The sequence below is a fragment of the Pseudoroseicyclus aestuarii genome (assembly GCF_003217255.1).
GTDB classification, from domain to species: Bacteria; Pseudomonadota; Alphaproteobacteria; order Rhodobacterales; family Rhodobacteraceae; genus Pseudoroseicyclus; species Pseudoroseicyclus aestuarii.
The window spans coordinates 34,394-45,991 of record NZ_QJTE01000002.1 but is presented as its reverse complement, the minus strand read 5'-3'; the positions used below and the strand labels follow the sequence as shown (position 1 = coordinate 45,991).

The 11,598-nt window shown below is 70.5% G+C and carries 16 protein-coding genes; 6 read left to right on the top strand and 10 right to left on the bottom strand.

Annotated features, from left to right (window positions below; translation table 11 throughout):
- Window positions 1-18: 18 nt before the first annotated feature.
- Window positions 19-606, bottom strand: a complete 588-nt coding sequence (gene folK, locus DFP88_RS04950) for a 2-amino-4-hydroxy-6-hydroxymethyldihydropteridine diphosphokinase (protein WP_110813370.1) — start codon at window positions 604-606, stop codon at window positions 19-21.
- A 90-nt stretch (window positions 607-696) separates the two neighbouring features.
- Here folK and DFP88_RS04945 point away from each other — a divergent pair, with 90 nt between their 5' ends.
- The 4 genes from DFP88_RS04945 to DFP88_RS04930 all read left to right on the top strand — a co-directional run bounded on the left by DFP88_RS04945 (window position 697) and on the right by DFP88_RS04930 (window position 3,413).
- Entirely contained in the window at window positions 697-1,266 is a 570-nt protein-coding gene (locus tag DFP88_RS04945) for a LabA-like NYN domain-containing protein (RefSeq protein ID WP_110813369.1), read from the top strand.
- A 54-nt stretch (window positions 1,267-1,320) separates the two neighbouring features.
- A complete protein-coding gene (gene ispH / locus DFP88_RS04940) occupies window positions 1,321-2,274 on the top strand; it encodes a 4-hydroxy-3-methylbut-2-enyl diphosphate reductase (protein WP_110814136.1) in 954 nt (317 codons plus the stop codon).
- A gap of 87 nt (window positions 2,275-2,361) precedes the next feature.
- Window positions 2,362-2,973 carry a LysE family translocator gene (locus tag DFP88_RS04935; RefSeq protein ID WP_110813368.1) on the top strand — a complete coding sequence of 204 codons (612 nt, stop codon included), beginning with the start codon at window positions 2,362-2,364 and terminating at the stop codon, window positions 2,971-2,973.
- Window positions 2,970-3,413 carry a DUF3429 domain-containing protein gene (locus DFP88_RS04930; protein WP_110813367.1) on the top strand — a complete coding sequence of 148 codons (444 nt, stop codon included), beginning with the start codon at window positions 2,970-2,972 and terminating at the stop codon, window positions 3,411-3,413. Before DFP88_RS04935 ends, DFP88_RS04930 begins: the two co-directional genes overlap by 4 nt.
- Before the next feature lie 69 nt (window positions 3,414-3,482).
- Here the strand turns inward: DFP88_RS04930 and fmt are convergent, their stop codons facing one another.
- Genes fmt through def (DFP88_RS04905) form a run of 5 tightly spaced genes read right to left on the bottom strand, consistent with a single transcriptional unit; the run spans window position 3,483 to window position 6,297 of the window.
- Complete coding sequence (gene fmt, locus DFP88_RS04925; protein WP_110813366.1) at window positions 3,483-4,379, bottom strand: methionyl-tRNA formyltransferase; 897 nt, start codon at window positions 4,377-4,379, stop codon at window positions 3,483-3,485.
- 1 nt (window position 4,380) lies between these two features.
- Window positions 4,381-4,875, bottom strand: coding sequence for a peptide deformylase (gene def / locus DFP88_RS04920; protein ID WP_110813365.1), 495 nt, complete (start codon window positions 4,873-4,875; stop codon window positions 4,381-4,383).
- Complete coding sequence (gene def, locus DFP88_RS04915; protein ID WP_110813364.1) at window positions 4,872-5,330, bottom strand: peptide deformylase; 459 nt, start codon at window positions 5,328-5,330, stop codon at window positions 4,872-4,874. The genes def (DFP88_RS04920) and def (DFP88_RS04915) overlap by 4 nt, the downstream gene beginning before the upstream one ends.
- Complete coding sequence (locus DFP88_RS04910; protein ID WP_110813363.1) at window positions 5,330-5,776, bottom strand: hypothetical protein; 447 nt, start codon at window positions 5,774-5,776, stop codon at window positions 5,330-5,332. The genes def (DFP88_RS04915) and DFP88_RS04910 overlap by 1 nt, the downstream gene beginning before the upstream one ends.
- Window positions 5,776-6,297 carry a peptide deformylase gene (gene def / locus DFP88_RS04905; RefSeq protein WP_110813362.1) on the bottom strand — a complete coding sequence of 174 codons (522 nt, stop codon included), beginning with the start codon at window positions 6,295-6,297 and terminating at the stop codon, window positions 5,776-5,778. Before def (DFP88_RS04905) ends, DFP88_RS04910 begins: the two co-directional genes overlap by 1 nt.
- Window positions 6,298-6,393: 96 nt before the next feature.
- Between def (DFP88_RS04905) and DFP88_RS04900 the strand changes: the two genes are divergently transcribed.
- On the top strand, window positions 6,394-7,557 hold the full coding sequence (locus DFP88_RS04900) for a MalY/PatB family protein (protein WP_110813361.1): 1,164 nt from the start codon (window positions 6,394-6,396) through the stop codon (window positions 7,555-7,557).
- A complete protein-coding gene (locus DFP88_RS04895) occupies window positions 7,554-7,955 on the top strand; it encodes a VOC family protein (protein WP_245904700.1) in 402 nt (133 codons plus the stop codon). Before DFP88_RS04900 ends, DFP88_RS04895 begins: the two co-directional genes overlap by 4 nt.
- A 97-nt stretch (window positions 7,956-8,052) precedes the next feature.
- Here DFP88_RS04895 and DFP88_RS04890 read toward each other — a convergent pair whose 3' ends face one another.
- The 4 genes from DFP88_RS04890 to DFP88_RS04875 are packed head-to-tail and all read right to left on the bottom strand — an operon-like array spanning window position 8,053 to window position 11,595.
- Entirely contained in the window at window positions 8,053-9,111 is a 1,059-nt protein-coding gene (locus DFP88_RS04890; RefSeq protein WP_110813360.1) for an ABC transporter ATP-binding protein, read from the bottom strand.
- An 8-nt stretch (window positions 9,112-9,119) separates the two neighbouring features.
- The gene (locus DFP88_RS04885) at window positions 9,120-10,178 is read right to left on the bottom strand and encodes an ABC transporter permease subunit (RefSeq protein WP_110813359.1); all 1,059 of its coding nucleotides are present in this window, start codon (window positions 10,176-10,178) and stop codon (window positions 9,120-9,122) included.
- Window positions 10,175-10,597 (bottom strand): GNAT family N-acetyltransferase, encoded by a 423-nt coding sequence (locus DFP88_RS04880; protein ID WP_110813358.1) that lies wholly within the window; start codon window positions 10,595-10,597, stop codon window positions 10,175-10,177. The genes DFP88_RS04885 and DFP88_RS04880 overlap by 4 nt, the downstream gene beginning before the upstream one ends.
- Window positions 10,594-11,595, bottom strand: coding sequence for a carbohydrate ABC transporter permease (locus DFP88_RS04875; RefSeq protein ID WP_181418565.1), 1,002 nt, complete (start codon window positions 11,593-11,595; stop codon window positions 10,594-10,596). The genes DFP88_RS04880 and DFP88_RS04875 overlap by 4 nt, the downstream gene beginning before the upstream one ends.
- Window positions 11,596-11,598: the final 3 nt, after the last annotated feature.

The window sequence follows — 11,598 nt, the reverse complement described above, 5'->3', positions numbered from 1 at the left end:
TGGCAAGGCTGGGGCCCGTCAAAGCGGCAGGACCTCGTCCCGGGCCTCCTGCGGCAGCCGGTCCAGCATCTGCCGCGGCGTCAGCCCCAGGAGCGGGTGACGCCAGTCCGGCGCCACCTCGGCCAGCGGCACCAGCACGAAGGCCCGGTCCTGCAGGCGCGGATGCGGCAGGATCAGCGTGCCCGGCGTCTCGCGAGCCTGCCGCTCTGGCGGAAGATCGCGCCAAAGCGCCTGGCCTTCGGCATCGGGCAGGACCTGCGCGCCGCTGGCGATAAGGTCCAGATCAAGCGGGCGCGGACCCCAGCGCAGGGTCCGTTTGCGGCCCGCACCCTCTTCGATCCCGTGCAGCGCCTGCAGCAGCTCCGCCGGCGGCAGCGCGCTGTGCAGCACCAGCGCGGCATTGACGAAGTCGGGGCCAGAGCCGGCGGGAAAGGCCTTTGTCCGGTAAAGCTTGCTGGCGCGAATCGGGCCGAGATCCCGCGTGATGCGGGCCAGCGTGTGGCGCAGGGTTTCCTCTGGCGCGAAGCTGCCGCTGGGGGCGTTCGCCCCTAGCGCGACGAGGTGCTGAATTGTCCCCGCGTCCTGCCCGCCGGTCCCTTGCTGCATGTCCTGCGCCCCTTACATTGAGCCTTCCGCGATGCCCGCGACGGGTCGTCAGCACCGCGGCCTGCCCCCGACGTTTTGGAAGGAGACTCGATGTTCTACAAGGACGAGCGGCTGGCGCTCTTCATCGACGGGTCGAACCTCTATGCCGCAGGCAAGGCGCTGGGCTTCGACATCGACTACAAGCTGCTGCGCCAGGAGTTCATGCGCCGCGGCAAGCTGCTGCGCGCCTTCTACTACACCGCCGTTCTCGAGAACGAGGAGTATTCGCCGATCCGGCCGCTGGTCGACTGGCTGCAATACAACGGCTTCACCATGGTCACCAAGCCGGCGAAGGAATTCACCGACTCGATGGGCCGGCGCAAGGTGAAGGGCAACATGGACATCGAGCTGGCGGTCGACGCGATGGAGATCGCCTCTCACGTCGATCACATCGTGCTGTTTTCCGGCGACGGCGATTTCCGCCGCCTGGTCGAGGCGGTGCAGCGGCGCGGGGTGCGGGTGTCCGTCTGCTCGACCATCCGCAGCCAGCCGCCGATGATCGCCGACGAGTTGCGCCGGCAATGCGACAACTTCATCGAGCTGGACGACCTGCGCGAGGTGATCGGCCGCCCGCCGCGCGATCCGCGCAGCACGCGCGAGGACGACCTGGCCGAGAGCTGACGGAGTCCCGGCCCCGGGCTGGACCCGGCGGCTGGCCGTGCTTACATGCGGCGCATGACGCAGCTTCCTCCGCTTACCCTGCACCTCGCCGCCCCGCGCGGCTTCTGCGCCGGCGTCGACCGGGCGATCCGCATCGTCGAGCTCGCGCTCGAGAAATGGGGCGCGCCGGTCTACGTGCGGCACGAGATCGTGCACAACCGCTATGTCGTCGATGCGCTGGCCGCCAAGGGCGCGGTCTTCGTCGAGGAGCTTGACGATTGCCCGGACGACCGGCCGGTCGTCTTCTCGGCCCATGGCGTGCCCAAGGCCGTCCCGGCCGAGGCGCAGCGGCGCGAGATGATCCAGGTGGACGCCACCTGCCCGCTGGTGACCAAGGTCCACAACGAGACCGCGCGCCACCATGCCGAGGGGCGGCAGCTGATCATGATCGGCCACGAGGGGCATCCCGAGACCGTCGGCACCATGGGCCAGCTTCCCGCCGGCGAGGTGCTGCTGGTCGAGACCGTGGACGACGTTGCCAGCGTGGCGGTGCGCGATCCCGAGAAGCTGGCCTTCGTGACGCAGACGACGCTCTCGGTGGACGATACCGCCGATATTGTCGCGGCGCTTCAGGCGCGGTTCCCCGCCATCACCGGCCCCGCGCACGAGGATATCTGCTACGCCACCACCAACCGGCAGGGCGCGGTCAAGGCCATGGCCCCCGACTGTGACGCGCTGCTGGTCGTCGGCGCGCCGAACTCCTCGAACTCCAAGCGGCTGGTCGAGGTCGCGGATCGCGCGGGCTGCTCCTACGCGCAGCTGATCCAGCGCGCCGCCGATATCGACTGGCGCGCGCTCGAAGGCATCCGCAGCATCGGGCTGACCGCCGGCGCCAGCGCGCCCGAGGTGCTGATCGAGGAGGTGATCGACGCCTTCCGCAGCCGCTGGGACGTGACGGTCGAGCTCGTCGAGACGGCGCAGGAAACGGTGGAGTTCCGGGTGCCGCGCATCCTGCGCCAGCCGGCCTAGGCCGCGCCGCTGCGGGCTTGCCCGGCGGGCCGCAGCCGTGACAGCATCCCCCTGGCGCGCCGCGGCGGCGCGAAAGGGGGGATTGCCATGTCGATCCAATTTCTACTGACCGCGCTGATCGTGGTCCTCGTGCCCGGAACCGGCGTTCTTTACACGCTGGCCGTGGGGCTGGGGCGCGGGCGGCAGGCGGCGCTCTGGGCGGCCTTCGGTTGCACCATGGGTATCCTGCCGCATCTGGCGGCGGCGATCCTCGGGGTCGCGGCCCTGCTCCATGCCAGCGCACTGGCCTTCCAGATCGTGAAGTTCGCCGGGGTCGCCTACCTGCTGTGGCTGGCCTGGGGCGCGCTGCGCGACGGCGGCCCGCTCGAGGCGCGGCCCGACCGGGTGGCTGAGCCGGGGTGGCGCACGGCGCTGCGCGGCGCCCTGATCAACATCCTCAATCCAAAGCTGTCGCTCTTCTTCCTGGCGCTGCTGCCGCCCTTCCTGACCGGAGAGGCGGCGACGGCGAGCCGCGAGATGATGCAGCTGGGCGCGGTCTTCATGGCGATGACCTTCGCGGTCTTCGCCCTCTACGGCGCCTTCGCGGCGGCGGCGCGAAGGCATGTGCTGGACCGGCCCGCGGTGCTGCGCTGGATCTCGCGCGGGATCGCCGGGATCTTTGCCGCGCTGGCGGCCCGGCTGGCGGTGGAGCGGGCATGATTCCCCGCGCGCCCTTCGCCCTCGGCCTTGCCGGGCTGATCCCCTTCGCCTGGGGCGCCCTGACGGTCCTCGTCCCGCAGCTGGGGCTCTGGGGCGGGCAGGCGCTGGGCCCGCGTTTCGTCGGGCCCTACGTGCAGCTGTACTACGGCGCGGTGATCCTGAGCTTCATGTCGGGTGTCCTCTGGGGCTTTGCCACCAAGGCCGAGGGGCGGCGCGCGGCCCTCTGCTACGCGCTCTCGGTGATCCCCGCGCTCTGGGTCTTCTTCACCACCGGCGGCGGGCCGGTACGGGCGGGCTGGGCGCTGATCCTGGGCTTTACCGGCCTGCTGGCGCTGGACTGGCTCTTCGCGCGCTGGCGGCTGGCCCCCGCGTGGTGGCTGCCGCTGCGGCTGATGCTGACCTCGGGCGTGGTGGCCTGCCTGCTGGTGACGGTGCTCTAGCCGGGGGAGCCGGGCCTCGGGGGCATCGAGCCCCCTCGGCCCGGCCCGCCGCCCGCGCGGCGGGGCGCCTCAGTCCAGGCGGGCGGGCAGGGGACGGCCGCGCAAGGCCTCGGCCACGGGCATGGCGCGCTTTCCGGGACGCTGGATCTCCAGCAGCTCCACCGCGCCGGTCCCGCAGGCGACGCGGGTTTCGTCGATCACGGTGCCGGGGGCACCTTCGCCCTCGGACATGCGCGCGCGGATCAGCTTGATGCGCTCTCCGCCGGCCTCGCACCAGGCGCCGGGGAAGGGCGAGAGGGCGTTGATATGCCGCGCGACCTCCTCCGCGGGGCGGGACCAGTCCACCCGCGCCTCGGATTTGTCGATTTTGGCGGCATAGGTCACGCCCTTTTCGGGCTGCGGCGTGGCGGGCCAGGTGGCGGGCGTATCGAGCAGAGTGAGCAGCGCCTTGGCGCCGAGGCGGGCGAGGCGCGCGGCCAGTTCGGCCGAGGTCTCCTCCGGGTCGATGGGCGTCGCCTCGCGCGCGAGAACCGGGCCGGTGTCGAGGCCGGCCTCCATCTGCATCAGGCAGATCCCGGTCTCGGCATCGCCCGCCATGATCGCGCGCTGCACCGGCGCGGCGCCGCGCCAGCGGGGCAGCAGGCTGCCGTGAATGTTCACGCAGCCCAGGCGCGGGGCGTCGAGCACCGGCTGCGGCAGGATCAGCCCGTAGGCCGCCACCACGGCGAGATCGGCGCGGAGGGCGGCAAAATCCGCCTGCGCCTCGGCCCCGCGCAGCGAGGACGGGTGCCGCACCGGGATGCCCAGCGCCTCGGCCCGGGTCTGCACGGGCGAGGGGCGGTCCTTCTTGCCGCGCCCGGCGGGGCGGGGCGGCTGGGAGTAGACGCAGACGACCTCATGCGCCCCCACCAGCGCCTCGAGCGCGGGGACGGCGAAATCGGGCGTGCCCATGAAGATGATGCGCATGTCAGGAGGCCTTCTTCGCGCGGCGCAGCAGCATATCGCGCCGGGGGCGGGAGAGGCGGTCGAAGTACATCCGCCCGTCGAGGTGGTCGATCTGGTGCTGCACCGAGGTTGCCCAGAGCAGCACGAAGTCCCGCTCCTCCGGCTCTCCGGCCTCGTTCAGGAAGCCGACGGTGACGGCGCGGGGCCGCGCGACGAGGGCCGAGACGCCCGGCAGGTTGGGCGAGGCCTCCTCGTGCGGGCGCATCTCGGCGCTGGCATGTAGGACCCGCGGATTGGCCATGCGCACGGCCTGCCCCCGCGCCTCGCTGGCATCGACGACGGCGAGGCGCAGCGGGATGCCGAGTTGCGGCGCGGCGAGGCCGACGCCGGGCATCGCCTCCATCGCGGCGATCATCTCGTCCCAGATGGCGCGATGCTCTTCCGTCACGGCCTCGACCGGGGCGGCGGGGCTGCGCAGAACGGGGTGCGGCCAGCGCAGGAAGGGGCGGTGGGTCATAGGGGGGCCTCGTAATCGATGCACAGGACGCCGTTCAGGTGGTCGGCCTCGTGCTGGATGCAGCGCGCGGCGGCGCCGTCGAAGCGGCCCTCCTGCCAGACGCCCTCCAGGTCCTGCCAGCGCAGGGCGATCTCGGCGGGGCGGGGGACGCGGCAGGGCATGTCCGGGATCGAGAGGCACCCTTCCTCTGCCGTCTCGATGACGTCCGAGGCCCAGGTGATCTCGGGGTTCACGAAGACCTGCGGGTCGGGCGCACCCTCCTTCCAGGTGACGTCCACGACGAAGAGGCGGCGGGTCTCGCCGACCTGCGGCCCGGCGAGGCCGCGGCCGGGGGCGGCGTACATTGCGGCGAGCATGGCGTCCGCCAAGGCGCGCAGACCGGCGTCGAAGCTGGCGACGGGCGTGCAGACCGCGCGCAGGACCGGGTCGGGATGGCGGCGGATGGCCAGGTGCATCAGTGCAACCCTTCGAGGAAGTCGGCGGCCCAGCCGTCGGGATCAGGCCGGGCCGTCATCATGTGGCGAATCCAGGCCCGCCGTTCATGATCGATCACCGCAAGCTCCCAGACGCAGGCCATCAGGGCCCGGCTGTCATGCGGCACGAAGGGCCCGGCAGGCGTCTCGGCGCGCAGCAGGCGGCGGCAGAGGATATCACCATGCGCCCACCACATCAGCAGGAGCCAGACGCCGCCCTCGCCGGCATGCAGCAGCAGGAGGCCAGGCCCCTCGGCGCCGCCCTCTTCCTCGATCTCGCGGGGAAGGCGCGCCTCGGCCAGGGCGCGCGCGGCGGCGAGGTCTGGCAGGGGCGCGCCCTCGAGCGCGATGCGATAGAGTTTCAGCGGCTGACCGGCGATGCGGCAGGTCCCGGACGGGGCCATCTGGCGGGGCCGGTAGAGCGCCATCAACCGCGCGCCTTCTCGCGCTTCAGCTTCTGCATCTTGCGGGTGATCATCTGCCGTTTCAGCGGCTTGAGGTAATCGATGAAGAGGCGGCCATCGAGGTGGTCGATCTCGTGCTGCACGCAGACCGCCCAGAGGCCGTCGAAGCGCTCCTGGTGCATCTCGCCGTCGAGGCCGAGCCAGCGGACCTCGACCTCTGCCGGACGCTCGACCTCGGCATATTGCTCGGGGATCGAGAGGCAGCCTTCCTCGGCGATCTTGCGATCCTCGGAGGACCAGATGATCTCGGGGTTCAGGAGGGCCATGGGGCGCGGGGCGACGCCCTCGTCCTTGACGGCGTCCATGACGATGATCCGGCTCATCACGCCGATCTGCGGCGCGGCGAGGCCGATGCCCGGCGCGTCGTACATCGTCTCGAGCATGTCCTCGGCGAGGGTGCGGATCTGATCCGTCACCGCCTCGATCGGGGCGGCTTGGGTCTTCAGGCGGGGATCGGGATGGATCAGGATGGGGCGCAGGCTCATGCGCCCGATCTAGGGCAGCCCCCGGCCCGGCGCAATATCGCGCGCTTGCGGCCAGCGCCCGTGCCGCTAGCCTGCGCGGACAGACAGGAGAGACAGATGGACTTCGACACCCCGGTAGAGCGGCGCGGCACCCATTCGGCGAAATGGGACATGATGGAGAGGGTCTACGGGGTCAGCCCCGAGGACGGCATCCCGATGTGGGTGGCCGACATGGACTTTCGCCCGCCGCAGGCGGTGCAGGAGGCGCTGGCCGAGATGCAGGAGGTCGGCATCTACGGCTACTTCGGCGGCGATGCCGCCTATCGTGCCGCCATCGGCTGGTGGATGGAGACGCGGCACGGATGGTCGCTCGACCCCGAATGGATCGCGACGACGCACGGGCTGGTCAACGGCGTCGGCGTGGCGCTGGACGCCTTCACCGAAGCGGGCGACGCGGTGGTGCTGTTCACGCCGGTCTATCACGCCTTCGCCCGCACCATCATCGCCGCCGACCGGACAGTGACGGAGCTGCCGATGGTGCAGCAGGACGGGCGCTACGTCATGGAGTTCGACGAGAGCCGCCTGACCGGGCGCGAGAGGATGCTGATCCTCTGCTCGCCGCATAACCCCGGCGGCCGGGTCTGGACGCGGGACGAGCTGGAGGAGGTGGCCGAGTTCGCGCGGCGGCACGACCTGATCCTGGTCTCGGACGAGATTCACCACGACCTGCTGATGCCGGGGCAGAGGCATGTTCCGATGGCGCTGATCGAGGGGGTGGAGGACCGGCTGGTCATGCTCACCTCGACCTCGAAGACCTTCAACATCGCCGGCGCCCATACCGGCAATGTGATCATCCCCGACGATGCCCTGCGCGCGCGCTTTGCCAAGCGGCTTTCGGCGCTGGGCCTTTCGCCCAACAGTTTCGGGCTGCACATGGCGACGGCGGCCTATTCGCCCGGCGGGGCCGAATGGCTGGATGCGCTGATCCCCTACCTCGACGGGAACCGGAAAATCCTGGACGCGGCGATCGCGGCGATCCCCGGCGCGCGCTCGATGCCGCTGGAGTCGACCTACCTCGGCTGGGCGGATTTCACCGGCACCGGCATGGAAGAGGCCGAGGTGATGCGCCGGATCGAGCAGGACGCGCGGATCGCGGTGAACCACGGCAGCACCTTCGGCACGGGGGGCGCGGGCTTCGCCCGCTTCAACTTCGCCACGCCGCGCGCGCGGGTCGAGGCGGCGGCGGAGCGGCTGAAGGAGGCCTTCGGAGACCTGCAGTGACCGAGGACCGGCAGCGCGTCTCGGGCATCGGCGGGGTGATGTTCCGGGTGCGCGACACGGCGCTGATGAGCGAGTGGTATCGCTCGCGCCTGGGGCTGGAGCCGGAGGCGGACCATCCCAGCCCGCTCTGGCGGCAGACCGGCGGCAGCACCGCCTTTTCGCCCGTCGCCGAGGACAGCGGCTATTTCGGCCGGCCCGAGCAGCAGGTGCTGGTCACCTTCCGGGTGCGCGATCTCGAGGCCATGGCCGCGCAGCTGCGGCGCATGGGCGAGGTCGTCGATGTCGCGCCTGAGCCCTACGAGAACGGGCGCTATGCCCGGCTGACCGATCCCGAGGGCAATACCGTGGAGCTTTGGGAACCGGCGGGGGCGGATGCCGATGTCGAGGAGGGGCGGTAGAGTGCCTCGCCGGTGGCGGGGGCGCCGGGCTGCGCCCGGCGCATCTGGGGCGCTGCCCCGGACCCCGGAGTATTTTTCGGAAACATGAAAGGGGGGGCTAGCGCGCGATGCGCTGGCCGTTCTCGTCGAAGAGATGAGCCTCGTCGGGGTCGAAGTTCAGGCGCAGGGCCTCGCCGCGGGTGAGCGGGGGCTGGCCGGGGAGGACGGTGATGACGGGTTGGCCCTCTGCCGTCTGGGCATGCACGACCGTCTCGGCGCCCAGCGCCTCGATCAGCGTGACGCGGGCCTCGATGGCGTCTTCCCCCTCCTGCGCGAGGCGCAGGTGCTGCGGGCGGATGCCGATGGTGACATCGGCGCCTGCCGGCGTGCCGGGCAGCGGCAGCTCGGCGCCGCCGGGCAGGCTCAGCACGCCGCCCGAGGCGCGCGCCGCGAAGAGGTTCATGTTCGGCGCGCCGATGAAGCCGGCGACGAAGAGGTTGGCGGGGTGGTTGTAGAGTTCGAGCGGGGTGGCGACCTGCTCGATCCGGCCCGCGCGCATCACCGCGATGCGGTCGGCGAGGGTCATCGCCTCGGTCTGGTCGTGGGTGACGTAGATCATCGTCGCGCCGAGGCGGGCATGCAGGCCAGAGATCTCGGCCCGCATGGTGCCGCGAAGTTCCGCGTCGAGGTTCGACAGCGGCTCGTCCAGCAGGAAGGCTGAGGGTTCGCGCACGATGGCGCGGCCGATGGCGACGCGCTGGCGCTGGCCGCCCGAAAGCTGGGTGGGGCGGCGGTCCATCAGGCCCTCGATCTCGAGCAGGCGGCCGGCCTCGGCGACGCGGGCGGCGATCTCGGCCTTGTCCATGCGAATGTTCTGCAGCCCGAAGCTGAGATTCTGCCGCACGGTCATATGCGGGTAGAGCGCGTAGCTCTGGAACACCATGGCGAGGCCGCGGTCCGAGGCGGGCAGGGCGGTCACGTCGCGCCCGTCGAGCGCGATGGTCCCCGTGCTCGGCCGGTCCAGCCCGGCGATCAGCCGCAGCAGCGTGGACTTGCCGCAGCCCGAGGGGCCGACGAAGACCATCAGCTCGCCTTCCGCGATCTGAAGATCCACGCCGTGGATGACCTGCGCCGGGCCAAAGCTCTTGGTGATGCCTGAGAGGATAATGCCTGCCATGTCGCTTCTTACTTGATGCCGGCGCCGGCGATGCCGCTGGTGATGAACCTTTGAAGCACCGCGAAGACGAGGACCACCGGGATCATCGTCACCACCGTCATCGCCAGGATGTAGTGCCACTGCACGTTCAGCTCGCCCGCGTAGGAGTTGAGGCCGACCTGCAGGGTAAAGAGCTCTCGCCGGGAGAGGACCACCAGCGGCCAGAGGAAGTCGTTCCAGCGCCAGACCACGGAGAAGATGGCGAGGACGGCAAGGGCCGGCGCCGCCAGCGGCAGCACGATGCGCCAGTAGATCTGCCATTCGGAGGCGTGGTCCATGCGCGCCGCTTCCAGAAGCTCGTCAGGGATCGTCAGCATGTACTGGCGCAGCATGAAGACACCCGTGGGCGTGGCGACGGTGGGCAGGATCACACCCCAGAGGGAGTTCAGCAGCCCGACGCTGCTGACGACGGAATAGAGCGGCACGAGGATCACCGGCAGCGGCACCATCAGCGTCGCCACGATCAGCAGCATGACCGCCCCGCGCCCGCGGAACTGGTACTTCGACAGGGCGAAGGCAGCCATGGAGTTGGTCCAGAGCGTGATCAGCGTCGCCATGACCGTGACGAAAAGCGAATTGCCGAAGAAGCGCAGGAAGTCGTTCTGCACCAGCGGCGTGACGTAGTTGTCCGTCGCCACGCCGATGCTGCGGATCGGGGCGCGGTCATCGATGTTGACGGTGACGCGGGTTTCGGGATCGGCGGGGTCGACCATCTGGGCGTTGATGCCGATGCGGCGGATCTGCGCCAGCTCGGCCTCGGTCCCGTCCGGCAGGGTGACCGCGTAGAGCGGCAGGGGGTCGTCGTAGCCTTCGACCTGCACCTCGGCCTGCACGTAGGGCAGCAGGGTGGGCGGGAATTCGGCCAGCTGCGCCGGCCCCTTGAAGGAGGACGAGAGCAGCCAGAGCGCCGGGCCGAACATCAGCACCGTGCCGCAGATCAGCCAGACCCATGTGGCAACATCGGTCCAGTGCCAGCCGCGCCCGGTGCCCGTGGCGCCGCGCCGCGCGAGGAGAAAGCCCAGCCTCATTCCGCGTCCTTTCGGCCGATCCACTGCTCCATCCCGATGGAGGCAGGGGCGGGATCGCGAAAGCCGTATTTCGCGTAAAGGTGCTGCGCGTCCCCGTCCGCGATCAGCGAAACGAAGGCCTCGGCCGGGGCGATCTGCTGCAGGCGCTCCATCAGCGCCGCCATCATCCGCTTGCCCAGACCTCGGCCCTGGTGGTCAGGATCGACCGCGACATCGGCCAGCGTATAGGCCAGCGCGTCGCCGGCCACGCGCGCCATGCCGACGGCGCGCCCCTCGTGCCGGATGACCACCGCGCAGGCGCTGGCGGGCAGGCCGGCGCGGGCCGCGGCCTCGCTGCGGGGGGTCATGCCGGCGATCTGCCGCAGGTGGCGGTACTCGGCGACCGAGGGCAGCTCAAGGTGCAGGGTATAGTCGGTCATCGCCGCTCCGCCCGTCTCGAGAGCGCGAGTTGCGCCAGCGTCAGCACCACCAGCACCCCGGCCATCAGGATCGAGGCTGCCGCCGCCAGCCCCGGGTTGCGCAGGAGCGAGGCGAAGCCGGTTTCGTAGATGTATTGCGTCAGGAACAGGGTCGAGGTGCCGGGGCCGCCGCCGGTCAGCACATAGGCCTCGTCGAAGATCTGGACGCTGCGGATCAGCGCCAGCACCAGCACGACGGCAAGGTTCGGGCCCAGCAGCGGCAGGGTGATGCGGCGGAAGACGCGCCCGGGCTTGGTGCCGTCCATCTCGGCGGCCTCGTAAAGATCGCGCGGGATCGCCTGAAGGCCGGCCAGAAGGATCAGCGTGTAGAACCCCATGTGCGCCCAGGTCGAGACGCCCACGGCGGCGGCAAAGGCATAGAGCCGGTCGTTCAGCCAGACCTGCGGATCGAAGCCGAGGTTGACGACGATCAGGTTCAGAAGGCCCTGCCGCTGCAGGATCCAGCGCCAGATCAGCCCCACCACGACGGGCGAGAGCAGCACCGGAAAGAAGAAGACCGCGCGGAAGAAGCCGCGCCCGGCGATCTTGCGGTTCAGGATCAGCGCCGTGATCATCGAGACGGCGACCATCAGCGAGACCTGGAAGACGACGAAGACCGCCGTATTGCGCGCCGCGGTCCAGAAGGCATCCTCGCGGCAGGTCACGGCGCGGCTGTAGTCGGCGCAGTCGAGCAGGCGGGCATATTGATCGGCCCCGACGAAGGGCCTGTCGGGCAGCAGGATGTCGGTGCCGCCGGTCATCGAATAGGCGAAGTTCAGCGCCAGCGGGATCAGCACGAAGACCCCGAAGATCGCGAGGTTCGGCGCGAGGAAGACTGCCGCCATGCCGCCCATCCCCGTCAGCCGCTGCCAGCCGCGCAGGGGCAGGTCGATGGCGCGGGCGAGAAGCGCGAAGGGCGCCGCGACGGCGGCGCCCAGACGGGTGGCGAAGGCGGTCACTTA

Excerpts from the sequence above, each read along its gene's own strand:
- folK (WP_110813370.1), bottom strand. The coding sequence starts at position 606 with ATGCAGCAAGGGACCGGCGGGCAGGACGCGGGGACAATTCAGCACCTC.
- DFP88_RS04945 (WP_110813369.1), top strand. The coding sequence starts at position 697 with ATGTTCTACAAGGACGAGCGGCTGGCGCTCTTCATCGACGGGTCGAAC.
- ispH (WP_110814136.1), top strand. The coding sequence starts at position 1,321 with ATGACGCAGCTTCCTCCGCTTACCCTGCACCTCGCCGCCCCGCGCGGC.
- DFP88_RS04935 (WP_110813368.1), top strand. The coding sequence starts at position 2,362 with ATGTCGATCCAATTTCTACTGACCGCGCTGATCGTGGTCCTCGTGCCC.
- DFP88_RS04930 (WP_110813367.1), top strand. The coding sequence starts at position 2,970 with ATGATTCCCCGCGCGCCCTTCGCCCTCGGCCTTGCCGGGCTGATCCCC.
- fmt (WP_110813366.1), bottom strand. The coding sequence starts at position 4,379 with ATGCGCATCATCTTCATGGGCACGCCCGATTTCGCCGTCCCCGCGCTC.
- def (WP_110813365.1), bottom strand. The coding sequence starts at position 4,875 with ATGACCCACCGCCCCTTCCTGCGCTGGCCGCACCCCGTTCTGCGCAGC.
- def (WP_110813364.1), bottom strand. The coding sequence starts at position 5,330 with ATGCACCTGGCCATCCGCCGCCATCCCGACCCGGTCCTGCGCGCGGTC.
- DFP88_RS04910 (WP_110813363.1), bottom strand. The coding sequence starts at position 5,776 with ATGGCGCTCTACCGGCCCCGCCAGATGGCCCCGTCCGGGACCTGCCGC.
- def (WP_110813362.1), bottom strand. The coding sequence starts at position 6,297 with ATGAGCCTGCGCCCCATCCTGATCCATCCCGATCCCCGCCTGAAGACC.
- DFP88_RS04900 (WP_110813361.1), top strand. The coding sequence starts at position 6,394 with ATGGACTTCGACACCCCGGTAGAGCGGCGCGGCACCCATTCGGCGAAA.
- DFP88_RS04890 (WP_110813360.1), bottom strand. The coding sequence starts at position 9,111 with ATGGCAGGCATTATCCTCTCAGGCATCACCAAGAGCTTTGGCCCGGCG.
- DFP88_RS04885 (WP_110813359.1), bottom strand. The coding sequence starts at position 10,178 with ATGAGGCTGGGCTTTCTCCTCGCGCGGCGCGGCGCCACGGGCACCGGG.
- DFP88_RS04880 (WP_110813358.1), bottom strand. The coding sequence starts at position 10,597 with ATGACCGACTATACCCTGCACCTTGAGCTGCCCTCGGTCGCCGAGTAC.